General features: G+C 70.5%; 21 protein-coding genes and 1 tRNA gene. 11 read left to right on the forward strand and 11 right to left on the reverse strand.

Going from position 1 to position 24,690, the window contains the following annotated elements:
• The 10 genes from HUN59_RS14850 to HUN59_RS14895 all read left to right on the forward strand — a co-directional run.
• On the forward strand, window positions 1–1,074 hold a 1,074-nt coding region (locus tag HUN59_RS14850; RefSeq protein ID WP_217483563.1), incomplete at its 5' end, for a hypothetical protein.
• Window positions 1,074–1,934, forward strand: a complete 861-nt coding sequence (locus HUN59_RS14855; protein WP_174777129.1) for a hypothetical protein — start codon at window positions 1,074–1,076, stop codon at window positions 1,932–1,934. The genes HUN59_RS14850 and HUN59_RS14855, both read left to right, overlap by 1 nt.
• 15 nt (window positions 1,935–1,949) lie before the next feature.
• Entirely contained in the window at window positions 1,950–2,924 is a 975-nt protein-coding gene (locus tag HUN59_RS14860; protein ID WP_174778795.1) for a hypothetical protein, read from the forward strand.
• Window positions 2,925–2,941: 17 nt separating this feature from the next.
• The gene (locus HUN59_RS14865; RefSeq protein ID WP_174778796.1) at window positions 2,942–4,408 is read left to right on the forward strand and encodes a hypothetical protein; all 1,467 of its coding nucleotides are present in this window, start codon (window positions 2,942–2,944) and stop codon (window positions 4,406–4,408) included.
• Window positions 4,405–7,806 carry a hypothetical protein gene (locus tag HUN59_RS14870; RefSeq protein ID WP_174778797.1) on the forward strand — a complete coding sequence of 1,134 codons (3,402 nt, stop codon included), beginning with the start codon at window positions 4,405–4,407 and terminating at the stop codon, window positions 7,804–7,806. The genes HUN59_RS14865 and HUN59_RS14870 overlap by 4 nt, the downstream gene beginning before the upstream one ends.
• 21 nt (window positions 7,807–7,827) lie before the next feature.
• Complete coding sequence (locus HUN59_RS14875) at window positions 7,828–8,148, forward strand: hypothetical protein (protein ID WP_217483564.1); 321 nt, start codon at window positions 7,828–7,830, stop codon at window positions 8,146–8,148.
• Window positions 8,145–9,125 carry a M15 family metallopeptidase gene (locus tag HUN59_RS14880; RefSeq protein ID WP_174778799.1) on the forward strand — a complete coding sequence of 327 codons (981 nt, stop codon included), beginning with the start codon at window positions 8,145–8,147 and terminating at the stop codon, window positions 9,123–9,125. The genes HUN59_RS14875 and HUN59_RS14880 overlap by 4 nt, the downstream gene beginning before the upstream one ends.
• Window positions 9,122–9,694, forward strand: coding sequence for a hypothetical protein (locus tag HUN59_RS14885; protein ID WP_174778800.1), 573 nt, complete (start codon window positions 9,122–9,124; stop codon window positions 9,692–9,694). The genes HUN59_RS14880 and HUN59_RS14885 overlap by 4 nt, the downstream gene beginning before the upstream one ends.
• Window positions 9,695–9,721: 27 nt before the next feature.
• Complete coding sequence (locus tag HUN59_RS14890; RefSeq protein WP_174778801.1) at window positions 9,722–10,054, forward strand: hypothetical protein; 333 nt, start codon at window positions 9,722–9,724, stop codon at window positions 10,052–10,054.
• On the forward strand, window positions 10,054–10,755 hold the full coding sequence (locus tag HUN59_RS14895; RefSeq protein WP_174778802.1) for a collagen-like protein: 702 nt from the start codon (window positions 10,054–10,056) through the stop codon (window positions 10,753–10,755). Before HUN59_RS14890 ends, HUN59_RS14895 begins: the two co-directional genes overlap by 1 nt.
• Before the next feature lie 74 nt (window positions 10,756–10,829).
• Here the strand turns inward: HUN59_RS14895 and HUN59_RS14900 are convergent, their stop codons facing one another.
• From HUN59_RS14900 to HUN59_RS14945, 10 genes are all read right to left on the reverse strand, one after another.
• Complete coding sequence (locus tag HUN59_RS14900; protein WP_174778803.1) at window positions 10,830–11,303, reverse strand: hypothetical protein; 474 nt, start codon at window positions 11,301–11,303, stop codon at window positions 10,830–10,832.
• A gap of 328 nt (window positions 11,304–11,631) precedes the next feature.
• Complete coding sequence (locus HUN59_RS14905; RefSeq protein WP_174778804.1) at window positions 11,632–11,889, reverse strand: hypothetical protein; 258 nt, start codon at window positions 11,887–11,889, stop codon at window positions 11,632–11,634.
• An 89-nt stretch (window positions 11,890–11,978) separates the two neighbouring features.
• Window positions 11,979–12,377, reverse strand: coding sequence for a hypothetical protein (locus HUN59_RS14910; RefSeq protein ID WP_174778805.1), 399 nt, complete (start codon window positions 12,375–12,377; stop codon window positions 11,979–11,981).
• A 304-nt stretch (window positions 12,378–12,681) separates the two neighbouring features.
• Window positions 12,682–12,755, reverse strand: a tRNA-Leu gene (locus HUN59_RS14915).
• Between the two features lie 91 nt (window positions 12,756–12,846).
• On the reverse strand, window positions 12,847–14,322 hold the full coding sequence (locus tag HUN59_RS14920) for an NAD(P)/FAD-dependent oxidoreductase (RefSeq protein WP_174778806.1): 1,476 nt from the start codon (window positions 14,320–14,322) through the stop codon (window positions 12,847–12,849).
• Between the two features lie 43 nt (window positions 14,323–14,365).
• Complete coding sequence (locus HUN59_RS14925; protein WP_058743368.1) at window positions 14,366–14,914, reverse strand: DUF501 domain-containing protein; 549 nt, start codon at window positions 14,912–14,914, stop codon at window positions 14,366–14,368.
• Between the two features lie 35 nt (window positions 14,915–14,949).
• A complete protein-coding gene (locus tag HUN59_RS14930; RefSeq protein ID WP_141860494.1) occupies window positions 14,950–15,507 on the reverse strand; it encodes an FtsB family cell division protein in 558 nt (185 codons plus the stop codon).
• A gap of 400 nt (window positions 15,508–15,907) precedes the next feature.
• A complete protein-coding gene (eno, locus tag HUN59_RS14935) occupies window positions 15,908–17,191 on the reverse strand; it encodes a phosphopyruvate hydratase (protein WP_174778807.1) in 1,284 nt (427 codons plus the stop codon).
• 94 nt (window positions 17,192–17,285) lie between these two features.
• A complete protein-coding gene (hisS, locus tag HUN59_RS14940) occupies window positions 17,286–18,530 on the reverse strand; it encodes a histidine--tRNA ligase (RefSeq protein ID WP_174778808.1) in 1,245 nt (414 codons plus the stop codon).
• A 427-nt stretch (window positions 18,531–18,957) separates the two neighbouring features.
• On the reverse strand, window positions 18,958–19,614 hold the full coding sequence (locus HUN59_RS14945; RefSeq protein WP_144802559.1) for a MazG family protein: 657 nt from the start codon (window positions 19,612–19,614) through the stop codon (window positions 18,958–18,960).
• A gap of 99 nt (window positions 19,615–19,713) precedes the next feature.
• On the opposite strand from HUN59_RS14945, the gene nhaA reads away from it, so the two are divergent.
• The gene (nhaA, locus tag HUN59_RS14950; protein WP_174778809.1) at window positions 19,714–20,892 is read left to right on the forward strand and encodes a Na+/H+ antiporter NhaA; all 1,179 of its coding nucleotides are present in this window, start codon (window positions 19,714–19,716) and stop codon (window positions 20,890–20,892) included.
• Window positions 20,893–21,041: 149 nt separating this feature from the next.
• Here nhaA and mfd read toward each other — a convergent pair whose 3' ends face one another.
• Entirely contained in the window at window positions 21,042–24,653 is a 3,612-nt protein-coding gene (gene mfd / locus HUN59_RS14955) for a transcription-repair coupling factor (protein ID WP_058742293.1), read from the reverse strand.
• Window positions 24,654–24,690 lie beyond the last annotated feature (37 nt).

Below are 24,690 nucleotides of genomic sequence, written 5' to 3' on the forward strand. Positions count from 1 at the left end.
TCGCTCGCGATGAAGCTGATGTCCGAGGCCGCGGACGAGCAGAAGAAGAAGCTCGACGAGCTCTCCGGCAAAGCGCAGCAGGGCACTCAGGACATCGATGGCCTCGCCGACGCGATCAAGAACTTCGGCAAGGGGCAGCTCGACGTCAACGACGCCGAGCGGCAGTTCCAGCAGGCGATCGACGACGCGTCCGACTCGGTCAAGGAGAACACGAACGCCCTCGATGCAGCGAAGACCAGCTTCGACCTCGGGTCCGAGGCTGGCCGGAACGCGTCGTCCGCGATCGACGGAATCGCGTCGGCGGCGAAGAGCTCGGCCGCGGCGCTGTTCGAGCAGTCCGGCTCGCAGGACGTCGCGACGGGGAAGCTCGCCGAGGGGCGTCAGGCGCTCATCAACGCGCTCGGGGCGTACGGGATCACCGGACAGGCCGCCGAAGACTACGCGAACAAGGTGATGGGCACCCCGCAGTCCTGGGCAACCCTGTTCACGAACAACGCGGGCCAGGCCGGCGCGCAGGCCGACGATCTCAAGAACCGCGTCCTCGCGATCCCGAACGGGAAGACCATCACGATGGTCGCGGAGACCGCCGCCGCGCAGGGCCAGCTCGACGCGTTCATCGCGCGGAACGACGGCCGGGTGATCTCGGTCCGTCAGGTGCTCGTCCAGCAGGCGATCGATGCCGGCGCTGCACCCGGCGTCGCCAAGGCCGCCTATGCCTCCGGTGGCGCTGTCCACGGGCCCGGGACGGGGACCTCCGACTCGATCCACGCTCTGCTCTCGAACGGCGAGCACGTGCTCACCGCGAGCGACGTTGCGCGCCTCGGCGGGCAGGCAGCGGTGTACGGGCTGCGCCAGGCGATCCAGCAGGGCAAGGTCCCCCGGTACGCCAACGGCGGGGCGGTGTCCTACGTGCCCCAGGAACGAGTCGTCGTCCGATCGGTCGTCGACGCCGGCGCGCGCGGCGCTGCGGTGTTCGCGCCGACCTTCCAGTCGTCGGGGAACACCCGACGCGACATGGAGGAGGCCCGCTGGGCCTTCGACCGCTACGAGAGCAAGAGGAACGGTGGACGCTGATGCCTGAACCGTGGGGTCTCCGATACCCGGGCGTCGACGTCAAGTTCACCGACGCCTCTGGCATCTACCTCCGAGTGACGCCGGACATCGCCGACTACGACATCGCCGACGGCGACGTCGACAGCGCTCGAGCGGACGGCACGCAAGTCGGCATGGACTTCCACCACGGCCGCACGATCGGAGTGACGTTCGGCATCCTCGGCAGCAGCGAAGCCGAGATGTGGGACCGGTTCAACCAGCTCGCCTCCTACTGGAACGCCGCCGCGGTGCGATCGGCCCCCGGCGCGCTCGCAGAGCTCGTGTCGCCCCGGGGCCGCTCCGCGTTCGGGCGGCCCCGGAAGATCTCCCCGTCGGACGTCTCGCCCGAGGCGAAGATGATGACGGTCCAGACCACCTTCCGGCAGGTCGACAAGCTCTGGTACGGAGCACCCGACCAGCTGACGGTCCCGTTCGCGATCTCCCAGGGCGGCGGCCTCGTCGCCCCGCTCAAGGAACCGCTGGTCGCCCGCGGGTACACGACCCGCGCGAACACGTTCACCGTCGCCGGCTCCGAGCCGACCCCGTTCGTCGCGACGATCCGCGGCGCGATCCTCAACCCCGGGATCGAGATCGCCGGCGTCGCCAAGTACGCCGCGCAGACCTCGCTCGCCTATGACGAGACGCTCACGATCGACACCCGTCCGGGCCGCATGTCGGTGCTGCGCAACGGCACGAAGATCGCCTCCCTCACCCGCAACTCGGATCTCCTCACCGACGGGGTCCTGTCCCCGGGCCCGGGATCGCTCACCCTCACCGGATCGTCCTCGACCGGCAACCCGACCGCGACGCTCATGTGGCGCTCGGCGACTCTCGCACCCTGACGAAAGGCACTGCTCATGGCCCTCGACGGCGTTCCCTGGTTCATCGGCGGCCAGGCCGAGCACGGCGGCGACGTCGCCCGGCAGCTCGCCTACCTCGCCTGCGGCGGCAGCGAAGGCGTCACCACCTCCGGTGACCTCAAGGTCGTCCCGCTCGACCAGGCAGGCCCGGGCGCGAAGGTGCTCTCCGGCAGCGCGTCGATCCTCAACCGGATCAGCCCGCAGCAGGCGTACACGGTGCGGAACCCGACGGCGGACTCGGACTCGGTGAAGATCGCCGGCACCGGATCCTCCGCGGGCCGCTCCGACCTGGTCGCGTGCCTGGTGGACAACCCCAACGTGGACTCGAACGCGCAGACCCCCACCGACCTCGTCAAGGGCCCGTACACGCGGTTCGTCGTGATCCCGGGCGTCCCCGCCGGCACGAAGCGGCTGCAGGACATCGCCCAGTACGCCGGCACGACCGGGTACGCGCTCGCCCGCATCGACCAGCCCGCGAACAACGCAGTCGTCACGTCCGCGATGATCGTCGACCTCCGCAGCGTCGCCCGGCCTCGCAGCCGCCGCCGCGTCCAGCAGGCCCAGGTGTCCGCAGCGTTCAGCATCGCTTCGTCGTCGGCCGCCCCCGCCCCTGACGACGGCAAGGTCTCTGCGCTCTCGGTCGACGTACCCGACTGGGCCACCGCGGTCAATATCCGCATGACGATCGTCGGTCTGACGAACAACTCAGCGAACGTCGCTGGCGACCTCACCGCCCGCATCGGCGACACCCTCGCGACCGCCTCGACGTACTACCAGGAGCAGGCACCAGGCAGCACCCGCCTGCTCTACATCGTCGAGGACACCCTCGCCGTGCCCGCGTCGATGCGGGGTACGAGCCAGCGTCTCCGCGCGTACGGCAACCGTCGCCCCGCTTCCTCCACCGGCGGCCTGCAGTTCAACCTCACGACGCAGATCTTCTGGGACGTGGAGTTCCTCGAAGCCGCCGCCTGAGCCGAAGGAGACCCGCAGTGACCGAACGGTTCATCATCCAGCGGGCAACAACGAAGGAAGTCCTCTCCTACGACTTCCCCGGCATCAGCCGCGGCCCCGTCGGCAGCCCCCTGTCCGCGGTCGGCTCCCTCACCCTCACCCTCGGCCCGTCCGCGGCGATGCAGGTCGCCGCGGACGGGAACCCGGTGTTCTGGGAGCAGGGCACGATCGTCACGCTCGACGACGAGGGCACGATCCGCTTCCGCGGCATCGTCGACTCGATCACCTACCCCGACCAGTCCGCGCAGATCGTCGTGAAGTCGATGGCCCGGTACCTGTTCGGCAAGCCCTACGAGGGTGCCCCGTACTACGGCGCGCAGGTCGACCCAGCCGACATCGTCCGACTCCTCGTCGCGCACGTGCAGTCATTCCCCGACTCCAACATCGGACTCACCGTCACCGGGAAGACCAGCGTCCGCACCGGCAGCTTCTCCACGCAGAACAAGGCCGACACCCTCGAGGCGTACACGGCCGCGGTGAACGCCTACAACGCCGAGAACGCCAAGCTCAAGACGCTCCGCGACGCGGTCAGCGACGCGCGGTCCGGGTACTCCGCGCTCGTGCGGCAGTCCGAAGCGGCGAACGCCGAACTGTCCGCCGCGAAGAAGGCGAAGGACCAGGCCCGTATCGCGGCTGCTCAGACCGCCGTCAACCAGGTCACGAACGCCAAGGCAGCACAGCAGGGCATCATCACCCAGCGCTCCGACGCCGTCGACGCGCAGGCCGGCGTCGTCGCCCGCAAGAAGGCCGACAAGGACGCCGCGTACGCCGCGAAGGTGGCAGCGTCCAAGGCGGCGAAGGACGACGGCGGCGCGTACACGCTCCTGCCGTGGGAAGCCCCGGACTGCGGCAGCAAGCTCAACGACCTCGCCTCGAGCACCCCGTTCGACTGGTACGAGCGATCCACCTGGGACCGGAACGACCTCCCCCAGACCGAGCTCGTCATCGCCTACCCGCGCCTGGGCCGCCGTCTCTCCGGCGACGGCGACCCATCGTTCGTGCAGGGCGTCAACATCGTCACCGAGCTCGAGCCCGAGTCCAACGAGAACGCCACGAACTCGGTCTTCGGCGTCGGGGCCGGCGAAGGCGTCGGCGCGATCCGCCGCACCATCACCATCCGCAACGGCAAGCTTCGCCAGGTCGCGACCTTCACCTCGAAGGACGTCAAGAGCGCCACCGACATGGACGCCCGGCTCCGCGTCGAACTGGCAGCGCGCACCCCCACGCTCGCCGTCTCACGGATCACCGTCCTCGACCACCCGAACTCGCCCCGCGGTTCCTACAACCGCGGCGACGACATCTTCGTGCAGGGCGACGTGCCCCGGTACGGCCGCTTCGGCCTCTGGCACCGCATCGTCGACCTCGCGGACAACCCCGACGGCACCACAGAGTGCGACCTCGAACTGACCGACTCGTTCACCTACGGGACAGGAGTGCCGCAATGACCGACCTCGACCCGCGCGTCCCCGCGCTCTGGGCCGACTTCGAACGACGCCTTCGCGCGATCGAAGCGACCCAGCAGCTCTCGACCTCCACGGTCGGCGAGACGGACGACGCAGTCACGGTCGACCAGGTCATCGCCGACGCCGCCATCGCGAACGACGCCGTCAGCGACCTGCAGGACGGTATCGCCGACGCGAACGCCGGCGTCTCCCAGCTCGGCGACCTCATCGACGCGAGCATGTCCGAACTCGACGCCCGCCTCGAGCTCGCCGACACGAACCTCGACGTCGCCCGCGCCGCGCTCGCGGACGCGCAGCAGCAGATCTCCGACGCGTTCGACCAGCAGATCGACGGTCTGTCCGCAGACGTCGACACCGCGATCACCCGCGCCGGCGACGCAGCCTCCGCCGCGTCCACGGCGCAGAGCTCCGCAACCTCAGCCGGACAGGCCGCGTCCGCCGCGGACACGAAGGCCGCGAACGCACAGACGGCCGCTAACGCCGCCCAGACCACGGCGAACAACGCCGGGCAGGCCGCGGCCGCCGCGCAGACGACCGCGGACACGGCGAAGGCCAACGCCGCCACCGCTCAGGCGCAGGCCGACACGGCCCGCTCGAACGCCACCGCGGCGCAGGCCCGGGCCGATCTCGCCGCATTCGCCACGTTCTCGAGCGACCGCGACACCGCGCAGGCGAGCACCTGGCTGCGCGCCCTCTATCCGGTGAGTTCCGTCGCGGGGACGATCCCGTCTTACGCGATGATCCTCGCCGCGGCTCCGACCGCGAGCTCGTACGTCGCCGACGGCGCGACCCTCGCGTCGGGCCTCGGGGACCAGTACATCGGGCTGCTCCGCACCATGGTGCAGGTCCCCTCGGCGAAGACGTTCACGGTCAACCTGCAGCACGACGACGGAGCACAGTTCTACGTCGACGGCGTCAGCGTGTACTCGCGCGGCACGTCCTCGGGTTCCGTCATCGCCGTGTCATTCACGCTTTCCGCGGGCTGGCACGTGCTGGACCTGCTGTGGGCGGAACAGGCCGGCGGCGACGGGATCTTCAACGTCTCCCCGACGTTCTCCTCTCAGGTCACCGCGATGTACGCACCCGTCTCCCTGCAGTCCCGAGCCGCGGACGCCGCGCAGGCGCTCACCAACGCCCAGACCGCGCAGACCGCGGCGAATACCGCGAAGAGCGCCGCGGACGCCGCCCAGGCCTCCGCGAACACGGCGAAGTCCGCCGCCGACGCTGCGCAGGCCACCGCCAACAACGCGGGACAGGCGGCCGCCGCGGCACAGACCACAGCTGACCAGGCGAAGACAAACGCCGCGACCGCGCAGAGCGCGGCGGACACCGCGAAGGCAGCGGCCGACACCGCCGCGGCGAAGGCAGTCGCGATCGCCGGCGGCGTCCTCACCAACGGCGGAGCCGAGTTCGACTTCGATTCCTGGGACGCCTCGAGCAAGGGCACCATCGCCGTTCAGACGACGAAGGTTCGCAGCGGCTCGAAGGCATGGCAGGCGACCACCTCCGGCGAGATCCGCCAGGGCATGTTCCCCGTCAAGCCCGGCGACACCTGGCGGTACCGCTGGTGGGCGCAGGCGGTGAACACCGGCACCGGATCGGTGACCGGCGGGCTCCGTCTGCAGAAGTACGACGCCTCCGCATCGTCGCCGGCGTGGTCGGACGCGGGCAGCTCGACGGCCCCGACCTCCAGCGCCTTCACCATGCAGGAGATCACCTACACGGTGCCGGCTTCGGGCGTGACGCATCTGCGCGCCCGGATCGCGTTCGCCAACGCCGCGGGCGTGACGGTCTACTTCGACGACGTCGAGCTGGTGAACATCACCGACGCGACGGCCGCCGCGCAGGCCGCCGCGACCGCCTCGGCGGCAGCCGCGACCGCACAGTCGACGGCCGATACCGCGAAGACGAACGCAGCGACCGCCCAGTCCGCGGCGGACGCTGCGAAGACCGCGGCAGCGGCCGCACAGTCGACGGCAGACACGGCCAAGGCGAACGCGGCGACGGCGCAGACCGCGGCCGATAACGCGAACTCGCAGGCGCTGTCCGCCGCTGGCATCGCGAACGGCAAGGGCCGTGTGATCTACCAGGCGTCGGCCCCCACCGGGGCGAACGCGAACGCGCAGAACCTCTGGATCCGGACCACGGACAACACCCCGTGGACCTACGACGCCACGAACGCGAAGTGGGTGCAGGTCACCGACCAGACTGCGAAGGACGCGGCCACCGCAGCCGCGACCGCACAGCAGGCCGCGACCGCAGCGTCGAACGCGGCCGCGGCCGCGCAGGCGACCGCTGACGGGCGGCCGCAGATCCTGTTCTCCTCGTCGGCCGGGCCGTCCGGGACCGCGCCGACGGGAACCATCTGGTTCCTGTGGGACTCGGCGAAGAACGTCGCGGGGCAGTGGCTGCAGTCGGGCACCCTCGCATCGCCGGTGTGGACACCGCAGCAGATCAAGTCCGAGGTGATCGCAAACCTCGACGTCGCGAAGCTCACCGCGGGCTCCGCGGCGATTGCGACTCTCGTCGCGCAGAAGATCGCGGCGTCGACGGCGAACTTCCAGACCGCGAACGTGTCGAACCTGTTCGTCACGTCCGGCGCGACGCTCTCGCAGGCGGTCATCGACTTCCTCTTCACGAACGTCGTGCAGGCGAAGAAGATCACCGCCGGCATGATCGACGTCGACAGCCTCAACGGCATCACGATCACCGGCGCGATCGTGCAGACCGGCTCATCCGGCAAGCGAGCGGTGCTCGGCGGGAACCTGGTCCGCTTCTTCGCGGACAACGAGGCGCAGGCAGGGCAGATCGAAGGCCTGGCGAATGGTGCGAACGGCGGCATGCTCCGCATCGCGCCCGACTCCTCGTCATCGAGCGCGCTCCTCGTCGGTTCACAGTCCCTCCCACAGGGCGGCACCGTCGCGGCGACCGTGGACTCGGCCTACGTCAACACGCTCTACGTCAACTCGATCCTCAACTACGCCGACGGGCAGCTCTACAACGCACCCCGCACGGTGGCGCAGTGGAGCGATCTCGACGGTGGCGCTGTCTGGAAGTCGGGCAGTCAGGACCTCCTGACTTCGACCGTGACCGTGCCGGCTGGTCGGACAGCAACGCTGCGTGCCTTCGTGCAGTTCATCGGGTACCTGAGCGGCGGCTCGTACGCCGGGACGCTGAACATCAACGTCGACGGCACCAACATCGCGTCGATCCGCGTGCACAACCAAGGCAAGTTCACGCAGATGCTGTGGCACGTCGCCCACCCGGGGTACGCGCTGGCGTCTGGCTCTCACACGATCAAGCTCACCCGAACCACCGACGGCGCTTCCGCTTCCCACGAGGCATGGAACGGGCGCGGCGCGATCTCCGTCGTCTGGTGACCGAAAGGGAAGGACCCGCAAGTGGCCCCTTGGATTGCAACGCAAGGCTGGGAGGCACCACTCGGTGCCGCAGCGACCATCGATGTGCTCCTCGAGCACCCGGGCGGCGGCGAGTACCTCGTCGAGGGCGTGACTGACGTCGGCGGGCTGCTCGCGACGGCTGCCGCCGTAGAGGCGGAACGAGGCGACGGCTCGACGTGGGTCGACGCCTGGCTCCACGGGTCACGCAGCTGGTCGGACGTCGACCCCAACGTGATCGTCGTCCCGCCCGGCCCCGACCCGGATCCCATACGAGACCCGGGCAGCCCGGATGTAGCCGACCTCAGCGAGGTTCCCTCGTGAGCGGCAACGGCCAGCTGACCCCGTCCGAGCTCGCGCTCATCCCCGCGAACGACGACATCTCGACCGCGGGGAAGCAGTACGTCGCGATCGAGGTGCTGCCGTACCTCCTCGCCGCCGCCGCCGAGTTCCGGCAGCGGACCGGGCAGAAGGTCTACGTCGCCGAGGGGTATCGGACGCTCGAGACGCAGGTCGCCTACTTCCTCGACCGGTACTTCGTCGGCAAGACCGGCATCTTCTGGCGCGGTCAGCGGTGGCTCAAGAAGGCCGGCAAGGCGGCCGCCGCTGTCCCCGGCACGTCGATCCACGGCGACGGCAAGGCGATCGACATCTGGTCCGGCATCGACACCTCGTTCACGTCGACGAATCACCGCATCTGGGTGGAGGTCGCGACGAGGTACGGGTGGAAGAACACCGGCACCGCGTTCGGGGAGCCGTGGCACCAGGAGTGGTCCCGGGCCCGCGTCACCCGCCTCGTCGCAGCGCTCGTCAACGTCACCAACCCGCCGACCGGTCCCGCCGGCGCGGCGCTCGTCATCACCCCCACCAGCCCCGAGCACCAGGAACAGGAAGAGCCCATGACCGTCCTCGTCACAAGCCCCCAGGGGCAGTCTCTCGTCGTACCCGGCATCGGCCACGTGGCGATGTCCCCGAGCGACGTCGCGACCATCAAGGGCCTTGGCGGTCCGCAGATCCAGACCATCTCGGTCAGTGCCGCACTGCACAACCGGATCCAGCTCGCCTCGGCACTCCGCAACGACGGGCGGGTGCTGTTCCTCGTCCGCGGCGACAACGGCGGCGGGTACGCGCTGCTCGAGGACCGGCAGTTCACCATCGTCGGCTCGATGGACACCGTCAACGCCCTCACCCGCGCCGGCGTCGCGACCGTCACCATCAACGGCGCAGAGTTCGCCGCCATCATCCGCGACTTCGGAGCCTCCCGCTCCGTCGTCGTCGCCAACGCAAAGGACCTCCGATGAACCTGCTCTCCTCCCGATACGCCTCCGCGCTGCTGCCGCTGCTCGTCAGCGTCTTCGGCATCCTGCAGGCCGCCCAGGCCGCCGGCACCGGGACGCTCCTCGGCTGGCAGACGATCACCCAGATCGTGCTCGCCATCGTCGGCACCGGCGTCATCTACTGGCTGCCGCTGGTCGACAAGCGCTGGCAGGGTGCAGCGAAGACCGGAGCTGCCCTGATGTTCGCCGTGCTCTCCGCGGTCGTCGCGGTCGCGCCGGACGGGCACTTCACGAAGGCGAACGCGATCCTCGTCCTCACCGCGATCGTGAAGGCCGCCGCCACCGAGCTCGGCGTGCAGATCCGCACCGACGCAACGAAGGTCATCGACGCCCGCGAGACCGCCGCCGACCAGGTTCCCGTCGTCACCGCGGTTCCCGTGCACGACACCGCTAGCCTCCTGGCTGCGCTCACCCCGCCGGCCCCGGCGACCTCGAGCACTCCCGGCGAGCCGTCCACGTTCGAAGAGGCCCAGGCGCAGGCAGAAGCGGCAGCCGACGAGCCGTCCGACGCGAAGCACCTCGCGACGTCCTGACCGACCTGACCCATGGAAGGGGTACCTGTGCCTGAGCCGCAGGGGCCTGAGCCCACCGGGTGGGAACTCATGCGCGGACTCGAACGAGTCCAACAGTCCATCGACTCGCTCGGTGGGAAGGTCGTCACGCAGGCCGCCTACGACTCCGACAAGCGGGCCATGGAGGAGCGCATGAAGGTGATGCGGGACGAGATCGACGACTTCCACACGAAGTCATCCGACCGCGACCGCGCCGAGGCCGCACAGCGGGAGGAGAACACCCGGTTCCGGAAGAACATGAACCTCTCGATCGCCCTCGCCGTCGCGTCGCCGATCATCGCGGCCGTCGTCGGCTTCCTGCAGTTCAAGGGAGGTGCCTGATGACGCGCGCACGCATCGTGAGCCGCTTCTTCCGGGCGCTCTTCGCGAACGCCTGGCAGTCGGTCATCACCTGGGTCGTGGTCCTCACCGCGATCGGGGCCGTCATCGCGCTCGTCGCGTCGCAGTTCGCGACCATCGACGCGCTCCGAACCCGGAACTTCCAGCTCGGGCAGAACACGTCCGAGGCCGCGGCCCGGTACGACCGCCTGTTCGACGAGTACTCCAAGCTGTACGACGAGTCGGAGCAGCAGGGCGTCAAGCCGTCCACCACGAACCCCGACGACGTCCCCACGAAGGCGACGTCCGGACCGACGGGTGCCACGGGCGCGGCCGGTCAGAACGGATCCGACGGCGACGACGGGACGCCCGGTGCCGACGGTCGGGACGGGCGCGACGGGAAGGACGGCGCGCAGGGCGCTCCCGGGGCCACAGGAGCCACGGGAGCGACCGGCGCAGCCGGAGAGACCGGAGCGTCCGGAACGGCAGGCACAGACGGCGCGACTGGCCCGCAGGGCCCGCAGGGACCCACGGGTGCTGCCGGAGCGAACGGCACCGACGGCAAGGACGGTCGAGGCGTCGCGTCGATCGACTGCGTCGCGACCGATGCCGGCACCGTCTTCCGGTTCACCTACACCGACGGCACCACCGCCGACGTCCCCGGCACCTGTACGCCGGCACCGACGGACACGCCCTCCGGCTGACCCGCGGCGAGCGCCGCCTGAACGACGAGACCCCCTCGAGCATCCGTGCCCGAGGGGGTCTTTCGTCGTTGGGCTCAGACGAGGGAGAGGGCTACGCCTGCGGTGAGGTCGCTCTTCGAGTAGGACTGCTCGCCGCGGTTGTCGTTGCCGATCCGGACGGAGTAGATCTTGCTGCCGTCGGGGACTGCTGCGACGGTGAAGTCGAGTTGGCAGACGGACTGGAAGAACGCGGTGCCTGATGGGCCGTTGGCGAGGGTCGGGGCGCGCAGCTTGCCGAGGGCGACCTTCTTGCCGTTCTCGTCGAGGACGACGACCTGGCTGCCCTCGGCGATGTCGCTGAACCCGCTCTTCGGGATGCAGGGGTTGCCGATGGTCGGGGCGTCGTGCTGCAGAGGAAGTGTGGCGTTCAGGTCCATCGGCACTTGGATGGTCCCCGTCGCCCTGAACGAGGTCTCCGTCGGAGTGGGCTTGGCGCTGGACGACGCTGCAGCGCAACCGGTCAGCGACAGCGCAGCGAGGCCGGCAGCGGCGAGGACGAGGAGCTTCACGACGTCGAGCGTAGGGCGCGTCGCGGATCGTGACCAGCCCTCATCCGCGGGGCGCTCGCCGGCGGAGCTCACGAGGCTCAGTGTGCGACGTCGGCAGCCACACCTTGTGCGCGAACCCCATGTGGACGAGCTGCACCAGGACGCGGCCGTCGCCGACGGCGTCCACGAACCCCGGGACGCGTTGGTGGCCGGTACGAGTGAAGTCAACCTTCGCCCAGGCGGGTGCGTGATCGACCGTGCGGTGCTCGTCTGGGGCTGGAATGCCGAGCGGTTGGTCCTCTGGCGGGTCCGGATGCGTGGGCGGTGACCAGGTGTACTCGGGCATCGGTCAGTACTGGTCCCCGGGAGCGACGAGCGTGCCGTCCGGCATCTCCGCCCAGCCGCAGACCGTGCGCGGCATGTCGCGGAACTCCGGGCGACGCTCTCGTGGCCACGGCGACGCCGGGTCGATGCCGATCGCGCAGGGCTCGCAGAACCCGGACGGCGTCGGGTCGGCGAGCAGGACCTCTCCGTCCTCGCCGACACCGAGCGCCACGCGTCCGGTACCGCGCTCGCGGCCGCAGGTGGGGCAGGGGTTCGCGTCCATGGCCAGGACCGTAGACGAAGCTACTGACGTCGACACAGCACGACGCCCCCAGGTTCTGCACCTGAGGGCGTCGTGCGCTCGGAGTGAGTTCAGCGAGCCGAAGAGGCGAGCTGCTGTGCGCGCTGATGCGACACGTCAAGCACCAGTCCGATCTCTCGGTAGGTGAGTCCGTCTTGCTTCAGTGCGGCGGCAGATCGAGCCGACTCGAGGGCTGCCTGCGCTTGGATTCGCGCGGCCTCCGCTCGGAGAGCTCGGGCCTGCTTGACGTGATCGTCTGCGTTGTGAGGCACGACGATTTCGACGTTCAGATCGAACGATGCCTCGTCGACATCCTTGACCATTGCGACCATGTCGCGAGCCGTCTCTTCGACGGAGGTGAGTCTAGTTGCTTGCGTGAAACCGATTCCGGGGACGTCGATCGCCCAGAACTTGCCCTCTCTATGAACGTGCACGTCGTACGTGCTGCGCGTTGCCATGTGGTTCTCCATCGGGGTGTCTGTTTTGTTGTGCTTCTACGGTGGTGGAGCCGTCGATGTGTGTTGTTCTCAGTGGCGTATGAAGCGGAGGCACGGCTCTTGATCTCGCTGAGGAGGTCGGTCCGCTTCATGAGAAGTAGTCTAGTGCGGTCTAGACACCAGTGTCAAGACCGCACTAGACAACAGAGCGAACGGACGCGCGCGCCACACCAGACGCTCTGACGGGCTGTCGGGCCTGTGGACGAAAGGGCAGAGTAAAACGGTGAGTAAGCGGTGAATACGGCGAGCGCCGTGGAACTTCTCCCCCGGCTTGGCGTACCCCCGGTGGGACTCGAACCCACAACTCGGCGATTTTAAGTCGCATGCCTCTACCGGTTGGGCCACGGGGGCGCAGCCGCAACAGCCTACCGACGCGACGACGGCCGCCGCCCCACCGGGGCGACGGCCGTCGTGTCGTGCGTGCGTGCGTGCGGTGCGACGCCTACTTGGCGTCGGCAGCGGCCTCGACCGGCTGCGCGTCCTTCGAGACGTCCTCGGCGGGCGTCGCGTACGCGGGGCCGGCCGCGTCGGCGGGCTTGCCCTCCTCCGGGGCCGGCGCCGCGGCGGCCAGAGCCGACGCCTCGACCGCGGGCTTCGGACGCGAGGCCCAGGCCTCGAACGAAGCACGAGGGGTCTCGCGGTCGTCGAGCGACGCGATGTCGCGGCCGAGGAAGAAGCCACCCACCCAGTCGCCGATGACGCGCCACTTGCGCTCCCACGACGGCATCGCCAGGCCGTGGTAGCCGCGGTGGGCGCCCCAGGCGAGGAAGCCCTTCATCGCGAACTTGCCGGACTGGAAGACACCGATGCCGAGACCGAGGCCCGCGACGGCGCCGAGGTTCTCGTGCTTGTAGTCGTTCGTCGCCTCGCCACGGAGCACGGCGACGAGGTTCTTCGCGAGCTGCTTGGCCTGACGGACCGCGTGCTGGGCGTTCGGGACGCAGAAGCCGCCCACGCCGCCGCCGGTGAGGTCCGGCACGGCCGCGACGTCGCCGCAGGCCCACGCGTCGGCGACGACACCCTCGTCGTCCACGACCCGCAGGTCGGGCTGGACGCGGATGCGGCCGCGCTGCTCGAGCGGGAAGTCGGTGCCCTTGACCATCGGGTTCGCCATGACGCCGGCGGTCCAGATGATGAGGTCGGACTCGATGGTCTCGATCGAGTCGTCCTTCGCCTTGAGCTGGCAGACGCCGCCCTCGGCCGAGGCGAGCTGCGTCTCGAGGTGCACGGTGGCGCCGCGGGACGCGAGGTTCTCGAGCACCCAGTGCGAGGTCTCGAGCGACACCTCGGGCATGATGCGGCCCATCGCCTCGACGAGGTGGAAGTGCGTGTCGTCGAAGGACAGCTCGGGGTAGCTCTTGAGCAGGTCGGACGCGAAGGAGCGGAGCTCGGCGAACACCTCGATGCCGGCGAAGCCACCACCGACGACGACGACCGTGAGCAGGCGGTCACGCTCGGGACCGGCCGGCATGGTCGCTGCCTTGTGGAAGTTCACGAGGATCTTGTCGCGGATCGCCGCGGCTTCCTCGATGGTCTTCAGCCCGATGGCCTCGTCCGCGACGCCCGGGATCGGGAACGTGCGGGAGACGGCACCGGCGGTCATGACGATCTGGTCGTAGGACTCCTCCCACGCCTCGCCCTCGGCCGGGGTGATCGTCGCGGTCTTGGTGGCGTGGTCGACCTTCGTGACCTTCGCCGTGACGACGCGGGTCTTCTTGAGGTGACGACGGTGCGAGACGACCGCGTGACGCGGCTCGATCGAGCCGGCGGCCACCTCGGGCAGGAACGGCTGGTACGTCATGTAGGGCAGCGGGTCCACCATGGTGACCTCGGCTTCGCCCTGACGAAGGTGCTTCTCGAGCTTCCAGGCGGTGTAGAAACCGGCGTAACCGCCGCCGACGACGAGGATCTTGGGCACGGGGGATGATCTCCTTGGAGTGGGGTGGTTGCCGGGAGGCTGGTCAGAGTTCGCCGCCACCCGCCCCGACTCCGGCGTCTGCCATGCCATCATACGCCCGGCACTCGCACCGGGAGGGCGACCACTCGATGCGCTCGAGCGCGAGGTCGCCGATGGGGTTGACGCCGGGTCCGGCAGCGAGGGCGTGGCCGACGAGCGCGTGCAGGCACTTCACGCGGGTGGGCATGCCACCGGCGCTGATGCCGTCGATCTCGTCGACGTGCTCGATCGACTCACGGTCGGCCAGGTAGGACTCGTGCGCGGCACGGTACTGCGCCGCCACGGTCTCGTCCTCGAGCAGGGCCGCCAGTTCCGGCATGACCTGGTTCGCCTCGAGGGTGCTCACGGCGGCGGTGGCCGCCGGGTGGCACAGGTAGTAGAGCGTCGGGAACGGGGTGCCGTTGCCCAGCCGCGGCTTCGTGGACACGACGGTGGGGTTGCCGCAGACGCAGCGTGCCGCGATCCCGATGACGTCGCGCGCCGGTCGGCCGAGCTGCGCCGACACGACCAGGACGTCGTGCTCGGAGGGCGGGTCGAAGGGAGGGGTCGTCACGGGCACGTGAGCCTACCCGAGTCCCGGCGCTCGGCCTACTTCGTGTCGCTGGTGGCCGCGCCCGTGGGGTCGCCGGTGCCCGAGACGTCCGGTGCGACGAGCTGGTCGGTGGTCTTCTTCGTCAGCCCGGACTCGAGCACCGAGGACAGCATCGCCTGCACCCAGTCGACCTTCGGCGTCTGCACGGTCGAGCTCACCGGGCTGCCCGAGTCGGTGCGGGCCTTCGTGTCCCCGGAGCCCTCGCCGGACCCCATCACGAGGTAGCTCTCCTCGCCCGGGTAGACGTAGAGCAGCCGGTCGCGGGCCTGCGCCTCGATGTACGCCGGGTCGTCCCAGCGGGCCACGTCCTGCTTCTTCTGCGCGACGTCGGCCTTCTGCGCGGCGACCTCGCGCTGCTGCTGGGCGATCTGCTCCTGCTGCTGCACGAGCGTCCGGAGCGAGGGTGCGAGCACCACGACGAACAGCACGATGATCGCGAGCATGAGCAGGCTGAAGCCGGAGAACCGGATGGTCCGGTACCACGGCTGTTCGTGGCCGCCGGTCGCCGGCATGGCCACGGGAACGCGGCGGACGCGGGGCTTCTGGCTGGGCACGTCACGACGATAACCCGACGGGGCGGGTCGAGCGGGGACCGGCACGCGGGCGTGGGGTCGCCTCCCAGCCGGCCTGGAGGCGCGGTGCCGGCCCGCCCCGACGGTCCCGTCCCGGCGTGTGGTCACTTCCGTCGGCCGCGCTCGCCATCGTCCTGTCACCCAGTCACTCCGTGGCCCGTGCTCCCGCCCATGCTCCCCGCCGCGCCGTCGCGCCCGTCACCCCCGTCGCGGCGAACGGGCACAACACGCCGCCGGTGGTCCGTCGAGCGGGCGAAACCGGTCGCCGCGCGGGGCCGAGCCTGCCAGATGTGGCCCGCTCGACGGGCGGGGGGGGTGGAGCCGGGGGAACGACGAGACGCCGCCCTCCCGGAGGAGGACGGCGTCTCGGTGGTGCAGCGGGTTACAGCGCGGCCGCGCGCGGGAACGCCGTGCGGCCGGCGTAGACCGCGGCGTCGCCGAGCTCTTCCTCGATGCGGAGGAGCTGGTTGTACTTCGCGACACGGTCCGAACGGGCCGGGGCGCCGGTCTTGATCTGCCCACCGTCGACGGCGACCGCGATGTCCGCGATCGTGGTGTCCTCGGTCTCGCCCGAGCGGTGCGACAGGATCGCGGTCATGCCGTGGCGGTGCGCCAGGGAGACGGCGTCGAGGGTCTCGGTCAGCGTGCCGATCTGGTTCACCTTGACCAGGATCGAGTTGCCGGCCTGCTCGTCGATGCCGCGCTGGAGGCGCTTCGGGTTCGTGACGTACAGGTCGTCGCCGACGAGCTGGAGCTTCGAGCCGAGCTCGGCGGTCAGGTGCTTCCAGCCCTCCCAGTCGTCCTCGGCCAGGGCGTCCTCGATGGTGACGAGCGGGTAGTTCGCGACGAGGTCCGAGAAGTACCCGGTGAACTCCTCGCTCGAGAGCTGCTTGCCCTCGAACGCGTACTTGCCGTCGTGGAAGAACTCGGTCGCGGCGACGTCGAGGCCGAGCGCGATGTCCTTGCCCGGGGTGAAGCCGGCCTTCTCGATCGCGGCGAGCAGGAAGTCGAGGGCGGCGCGGTTCGAGGCGAGCTCGGGGGCGAAGCCGCCCTCGTCGCCGAGGCCCGTCGCGAGGCCCTGCTTCTTCAGCTCACCCTTGAGGGCGTGGTACGTCTCGACACCCCAGCGGAGCGCCTCGGAGAAGCTCTCGGCGCCGTAGGGCACGAGGAAGAACTCCTGGATGTCGACGTTGGTGTCCGCGTGGGCACCACCGTTGACGACGTTCATCAGCGGGACCGGCAGCGTGTGCGCGTTCGGGCCACCGAGGTAGCGGAACAGCGGCAGGTCGGCCGAGTCGGCGGCGGCGCGGGCGACGGCGAGCGAGGCACCGAGGATCGCGTTCGCACCGAGGCGCGACTTGTTCTCGGTCCCGTCGAGCTCGATGAGCGCGGCGTCGACGAGGCGCTGGTCGGTGGCGTCGAAGCCCTCGAGCACCGGGCCGATCTCGTCGAGGACGGCGTCGACGGCCTTCAGGACGCCCTTGCCGCCGTAGCGGTTCGCGTCGCCGTCACGGAGCTCGTACGCCTCGAACGCACCGGTGGATGCACCGGACGGGACGAGCGCGCGCGAGACCACGCCGTCGTCGAGGAGGACCTCGACCTCGACCGTCGGGTTGCCTCGGGAATCGAGGACTTCGCGTGCTCCTACGGCATCGATCACGGCCACGGGGTACTCCCTACACGTTGGTTGGTGGTTGCGGACCCGATCCTAGCGAGGCCGCGTGGACGCCACGTTCCGCGTGACGCCCGCTGTGGACGGCTCAGGTGAGCGGACGGAACTCCACACCCTCGAGCGTCTCGGTGTCGGCGCGGACCGAGGCGAAGGCGTCGAAGCCCTGCGCGGCGAGCCCGGCCAGCAGGTTCTTGGTGTTCTTCGTCCGGCGCTCCAGCCGGACCCGCCGGTGCGACTCGAGCGCCTCGGCCTTGAGCGCGGCGAGTCGGACCGGGTCGACGTCCTTGTCGTGAACGAGCACGACGGCGTCGGACTCGGCGGACTCCGGGAGCGTCACGAGGTCGACGAGCCGCTCGAAGCCGAGCGAGAAGCCCACCGCCGGGACGTCCTGGCCGAGGAACCGGCCGATCATGCCGTCGTACCGGCCGCCGCCGCCGAGGCTGTAGCCGAAGTCCGGGTGCGCGACCTCGAAGATCGTGCCCGTGTAGTAGCCCATGCCGCGCACGAGCGTCGGGTCGAAGCGCAGGTCGACCCCCGGCAGGGCCTCCCGCAGGCGCAGGAGGTCGGCGAACGCGTCCGGCTCCAGCCAGGCAGCACCCCGGACCGTGTCCCAGTCGGCGGACTCGAGCGCACGGATCGTGTCCTCGAGCCCGGGCAGCTCCGCCCCCACGACCTCGCGCAGTTCGGCGGCGACGCCGTCGGCCCCGATCTTGTCGAGCTTGTCGATCGTGATGAGGGCCCGATCTGCCGTCGCGGGCTCGGCGATGCCCCACGACGCGAGGAGCCCGAGCAGGATCCGGCGATCGTTGATCCGGATCGTCGTCCCCACGATCCCGAGGGCGTCGAGCGCCGCCGTGGTCGCACGGATCAGTTCGATCTCGGCGAGCTGCCCGGGCTCACCGAGCACGTCGATGTCGCACTGCACGAACTGGCGGTAGCGGCCCTTCTGCGGGCGCTCGGCACGCCAGACGGGCGCGATCTGCACCGAGCGGAAGACCGTGGGCAGCTCCGAACGGTGCGAGGCGTAGAAGCGGGCGAGCGGGACCGTGAGGTCGAACCGCAGCCCGAGGTCGGCGAGGTCGAGCGGCGCCTCGGCCCGCTGAAGGTCCTCGGTGGACAGCCCGCGCTTCATGACCGCGAACGCGAGCTTCTCGTTGTCGCCGCCGAGACCGGAGTGCAGGCGTGCGGCGTCCTCGACCACGGGCGTCTCGATCTCGTCGAACCCGTGTCGCGCGTACACGCCCCGGATCACGCCGAGGACGTGCTCCCGACGGGCCTTCTCCGCGGGGAGGAAGTCACGCATGCCACGGGGAGCCGTCACGGTCGTCGCCATGCCCGCAATCCTGCCAGAGTCCGACGCCGCGCTTGCACGAGCACCGACCTACTGATACTCTGCATGCAGAACCTCGGCTCGGTGGTCTCCTGATCCGATCACCGGGCCGTTCGCGGGGCCGATGTGCTGCAACAGGCCCCGCGGTTCGAGCGGGTGTCCCTGTCGGCGCGTTCCCTGGCGCGCCGTGGCCCGCTCGCGGGCGTCCTCCTTTTTCGGGTTGGGAGGACGCCCGCTTCTCCGTTCCCGGACGCGTCGCTCTCCGGCGCGTCGTTCCCGTGCACACCGTTCCCGAGTACGTCGTTCCCGAGCACGTCGTTCCCGGACGCGTCGTTCTCGGGCACATCGTTGCCGGACCCGAAGCCCCCGGACTCGTCAGACGCTCGCGTGACGCACGATCGCGAGCGTCACCCTGGCCCGCACGTGCCCGTCACTCCCCCTCGCGCCCGACCTCCTCGAGCCGCGCCACCGCAGCACGCAGTCCCGCCACCGGGTCCACCCCCGCAGCCCGGGCCGCCGCGACCTGCGCGAGCATCTCGATCCCCCACCGCTCGTCCGCGCCGGGGCGAGCAACAGCACCGGCACCCGAGCCAGCTCCGACCCGCTCGACCACCGCCCCCGCGTCCCCACGCTCGTCCAACCGCTCGAGCAGCTTCACGGCCCGCTCGAGCGGCGGCATCGCCCGTGGCACCCCGTCGAACACACTCCGTCGCCCGGCCTTCTCCGCCGCCTTCGCCGCACGCCAGACGCGGACGACCTCGTCCTCGGTGTCGGCGTGCTCGTCCCCGAAGACGTGCAGGTGCCGGCGGACCATCTTGTCCCGGACCCCGGCAGCCACGTCCTCGAGGTCGAAGCCCCCGGCGGCGGCCGACAGCCCGGCGTGCAACACCACCTGGTACAGCACGTCGCCGAGTTCCTCCCGGAGCTCGTCCCGGTCGTCGGCGTCGATCGCGTCGACCAGCTCGTACGACTCCTCGACGACGTACCGCGCGAGCGAGGCGTGTGTCTGCGCCCGGTTCCAGACGCACCCGCCCTCCGGAGCGAGCAGTCGGTCGACGACGGTGACGAGGTCCTCCACGGCGGTCATGGCGCCATGCTCGCACGCAGGCCGGTCCGGTAGCCTGGAGGCGGTGTGTCGGGAAGTCTGGTCGACGGTCGTCGACCCGTACCCCGAACCCGGAGATCCATGCTGGCACTCGTCCGCTCCCCCCGCTTCAGCGCGATCGCGCTCCTGACCGCCGCCGTCCTCGGCCTCGTCGTCGCGAACACCGCGCTCGGTCCGGGCCTCGAACGCCTGCTCGACGCCCACTCGCCGTGGGGTGCGGTCGGCCTCGACCTGTCGGTGTCGCACTGGATCAGCGACGGCCTGCTCGCCGTGTTCTTCCTGCTCGTGGCGATCGAGCTGAAGCACGAACTGCTCGAGGGTGAGCTCTCGAACCCGAAGACGGCGGTGATCCCGGCGATCGCAGCGGTCGGCGGCGTGGTCGTCCCGGCCCTGGTGTACGTGGCGGTGACCACGGGCACGCCGTACCAGCACGGCTGGCCGATCCCGACCGCGACCGACATCGCGTTCGCCCTCGGTGTCCTCGCGATGTTCGGACGTCGTCTCCCCTCGACCGTCCGGGTGTTCCTGCTCGCGCTGGCGGTCCTCGACGACCTCATCGCGATCGTCATCATCGCCGTGGTGTTCGCACACGGCACCGACTTCGCCGCCCTCGGGGGCGCGGTCGTCGCGCTCCTCGTGTTCGCCCTGCTCGGCCGGCTGCTCCGCCCGGGACGCACTGGTCAGGCGTGGATCATCGTCGCGATGGTCGTGGTCGGCCTCGTCACGTGGTGGCTCGTGTACCACTCCGGCGTGCACGCGACGATCGCCGGCGTCGCCCTCGGCCTGGTGCTCCCGCGTCGGCCGGGCCACGTGCTGCACGAGCGCGTCGAGCCGTGGTCGAACGCGATCGTGCTGCCGCTCTTCGCGTTCGCCTCGGCTGCGGTCGTGGTGCCGAGCGTCGGCCTCGGCGAGCTCTCCCCCACGTTCTGGGCGGTCGTCCTGGCCCTGCCGGTGGGCAAGCTGATCGGCATCACCGTCTTCGGCGCCATCGCGACGCGGGTCTTCCGCGCGCCCGGCCGCTCGACGCTGTCGTTCGGCTCGATCGTCACCGTCGGGGTGCTCGGGGGCATCGGCTTCACGGTCTCGCTGCTCATGAACGAACTGGCCTTCGCGCGGAGCGAGGAGGTCCTGGACGAGGGCGTGCTCGCCGTCCTCGTCGGCTCGGGCATCGCCATGGTCGCGTCCGCGATCGTCGTCAGCCTGCGCGCGCGGCGGTACCGCGCGCGGCGCGCACTGTCCGAGGCGGAGGCGACCGAGTAGCGGTCACGACCCACGGGTGATGACCCGCTGACGGACGGAAGGCACGGTGCCAGCTGGCACCCCTCCCTCGCAGGCTCGGTCGGCGCGCCCCGCGCAACGCTTCGCGTCGCCGCTGAGCGGGGCGCGCCAGGCCGTCCAGGAGTCGCCGCTCAGGCGGCCGGTGCCTCGGCCGGCGTCTTCGACGCCCCGTAGACCGCGGTGAGGATGCTCTCCACCCACTGGATGAGGCCGTCGTCGGGCAGGGATTCGCCGTGCGGCTTCGGGAGCGGGATGCTCGACGCGTTCTGCTGCGGGAACCAGCGCGCACCCGGGAACATCCGCTTGAGCCGGACCTGCGCCGAGTCGGCGAGCTCCTTGCCGGCGACCCGGAGGTTCGAGCCCATCACGACCACGTCGGACAGCCCGACCTGCTGCGCCATGCGGCGGAGCCGGGAGACCTCGACCAGGGTGAGCACGGCCTGCGGCGGCTGACCGTAGCGGTCGGTGAGCTCGTCGAGCACCATGTCGATCGCCTCGGGCTGCGCCGTCGGGGCCGAGGCCGCTGAGAGCTTCTGGTACGCCTCGAGCCGGAGCCGCTCGGACTCGACGTAGTCCTCGGGGATGTGCGCGTCGACCGGGATCTCGAGCCGGAGCTCGGTCTGCCCCTCGGCGACGTCCCCGCGGAACTGCGACACCGCCTCGCCGATCATCCGCAGGTAGAGGTCGAACCCGACGCCCGCGATGTGGCCGGACTGCTCGCCACCGAGCAGGTTGCCCGCACCGCGGATCTCGAGGTCCTTCATGGCGACCTGCATGCCCGCGCCGAGCTCGTTGTTCGCGGCGATGGTCTCGAGGCGGTCCTGCGCGGTCTCGGACAGCGGCTTGTCGGCGTCGTAGAGGAAGTACGCGTAGCCGCGCTCCCGCCCACGACCGACGCGACCGCGCAGCTGGTGCAGCTGGGACAGGCCGTACTTGTCCGCCTTGTCGATGATGAGCGTGTTCGCGTTCGCGATGTCCAGGCCGGTCTCGACGATCGTGGTCGACACGAGGACGTCGAACTTCCGCTCCCAGAAGTCGACCATGACCTGCTCGAGGGCGCCCTCGGACATCTGCCCGTGGGCGACCTGGATGCGGGCGTCGGGGACGATCTCGGCGAGGTGCGACGCCACGGACTGGATGTCCTTGACGCGGTTGTGCACGTAGAACACCTGGCCCTCGCGCAGCAGCTCGCGCCGGATCGCCGCGGCGACCTGCAGGTCGGACTGGGGTCCGACGAAGGTCAGGATCGGGTGGCGGTCCTCCGGCGGGGTGGCCAGGGTGGACATCTCGCGGATGCCCGTGACCGCCATCTCGAGCGAGCGCGGGATCGGCGTCGCGGACATCGCCAGGACGTCGACGTTGGTCTTGAGCTTCTTGAGCTGGTCCTTGTGCTCGACGCCGAAGCGCTGCTCCTCATCGATGATGACGAGGCCGACGTCCTTGAACTGGATGCTCTGCGACAGGATCCGGTGCGTGCCGATGACGATGTCGACGGTGCCGTCGGCGAGACCCGCGATGGTCTCCTTCGACTCCTTCTCGGACTGGAAGCGGCTCAGTGCGCGGAGGTGCACCGGGAACCCGGCGAAGCGCTCCTGGAACGTCTCCATGTGCTGGCGGACGAGCAGGGTCGTCGGGACGAGCACGGCGACCTGCTTGCCGTCCTGCACGGCCTTGAACGCGGCGCGGATCGCGACCTCGGTCTTGCCGTAGCCGACGTCGCCGGACAGCAGGCGGTCCATCGGGATCGGGCGCTCCATGTCGCGCTTGATCTCGTCGATGGTCGTCAGCTGGTCGGCGGTCTCGGCGAACGGGAACGCCTCTTCCAGCTCGCGCTGCCACGGGGTGTCGGGGCCGAACGCGTGCCCCTTCGACGCCATGCGCGCGGAGTACAGCTTGACCAGGTCGACGGCGATGTCGCGGACGGCCTTGCGTGCCTTCGACTTCGCGGCCGCCCAGTCCGAGCCGCCCATCTTCGACAGCGTCGGGCTCTCGCCGCCGACGTACCGCGAGAGCTGGTCGAGCTGGTCGGTGGGGACGAACAGCTTGTCGCCCGGGTAGCCGCGCTTCGACGGCGCGTACTCGAGCACGAGGTACTCGCGCTGCGTCTTCACGGCGTTGCGGCCGCCGCTCGAGACCTCGCGACTGACGAGCTCCACGAACTTGCCGATGCCGTGCGTGGCGTGCACGACGACGTCGCCGGCCTTGAGCTGCAGCGGGTCGACGACGTTCTTGCGGCGGGCCGCGAGCTTCTTGACGGTGCGGGCGCCCTGCTGGACGCTGCGGCCGTAGAACTCGGCTTCGCTGAGGAGCGCGATCCGGGGGTCCGGCGTGGCGAAGCCGGCCTCGACCGAGGCGGTCGTGACGACGGCGACGCCCGGCTCCGGCGGGGCGGTGAGCTCACCGGCGCGGGCGGCGACCCCGGCGTCCGCCAGGACCTGCACGGCGCGCTCGACGAGGCCCTTGCCCTGCGCCGTGACGACGACCGCCCAGCCGTCGTCGACCAGGTGCTTGACGTGCTCGACGGCGCCGTCCGCGCTCCCGGCGAAGCTCGGGATGGCCTCGGCGCGCACGCGGATGTACTCCCCCGCCTCGGCCGCTGCCTCGGCGTCGGTGAGCACGCGGTCGCGGTCGCCCTCGTCGAGCCCGGAGTCGAAGGGCGTGATCGTCCACCAGGTGCGCTGCCCGCGGCCGTTCTTGAGCTGCTGCACGGTGAGGAAGTTCCCCGCGTCGAGGTCGATCGGCGCCTGCGCCCCGGCGACCGCGGCGCTCCACGCCGCCTGCAGGAACTCGGTGTTCGTCTCGGCCAGGCTGTGCGCGCGCCCGGCGACCCGCTCCGGGGAGAGCACGGCCACGGTCGCGGCGTCCGGCAGGTAGCTCGTGACGGGGACGAGGTCCTGCACGAGCGCCGGTGCGAGCGACTCCATGCCCTCGACCGGGATGCCCTCCGCGATCTTCGCGAGCATCTGGGACAGGTTCGGGAACTCGTGCAGCATCTCGCGCGCCCGCTGCCGCACGTCGTCGCTCAGCAGGAGCTCACGGGAGGCGGTGAGGTCGACGGCGCCGAGGTCGTCGTCGGTCGTGCGCTGGTCGGCCACGGAGAAGGCCTTGATCGCCTCGATCTCGTCGCCGAAGAAGTCGACGCGCACCGGGTGGTCGGCGCCCGGGGGGAAGACGTCGAGGATGCCGCCGCGCACGGCGAACTCACCCCGACGGGTGACCAGGTCGACGCGGGCGTACGCCAGGTCGACGAGCTGCGACGCGATCTGCCCGAGGTCGTTGCCGCGGGAGCCGCTGCGGAGCGCGACGGGTGCGAGCGACGTGAGGTTGCCCGCGATGGGCTGCAGCGCCGCGCGGACGCTCGCGACGACCACGGTCGTGCGGCGCTCGGCCGGCGCCGCGTCCTGCCACGCGGCGAGCTTCCGGAGCGTGGCGATGCGCGTGCCGACGGTCTGCGCGCTCGGGCTGAGCCGCTCGTGCGGCAGGGTCTCCCACGCGGGGAACTCGAGGACCTCGGCGTCGGGCACGGTGCACGTGAAGGCGCCGCGGACCGCCTCGGCCTCGCGCCCGGTCGCCGTGATCACGAAGAGGCACTGGGGGCCGTCCCGCTCGGCCAGGAGCGCCGCGAGCAGCGGCACGCGGAGGCCGTCGACGACGGAGAAGTCGGCGTCACGCCCGGCGGCGCGGAGGACGCGATCGAACGCGGAGGCGCGCGAGAGCGCAGGGATGATGCCCGAGATCGTCACTCAGACGATGGTACCGGCGCCCTCCGACAGGCGTCGG

The organism is Curtobacterium sp. Csp2, assembly GCF_013347165.1.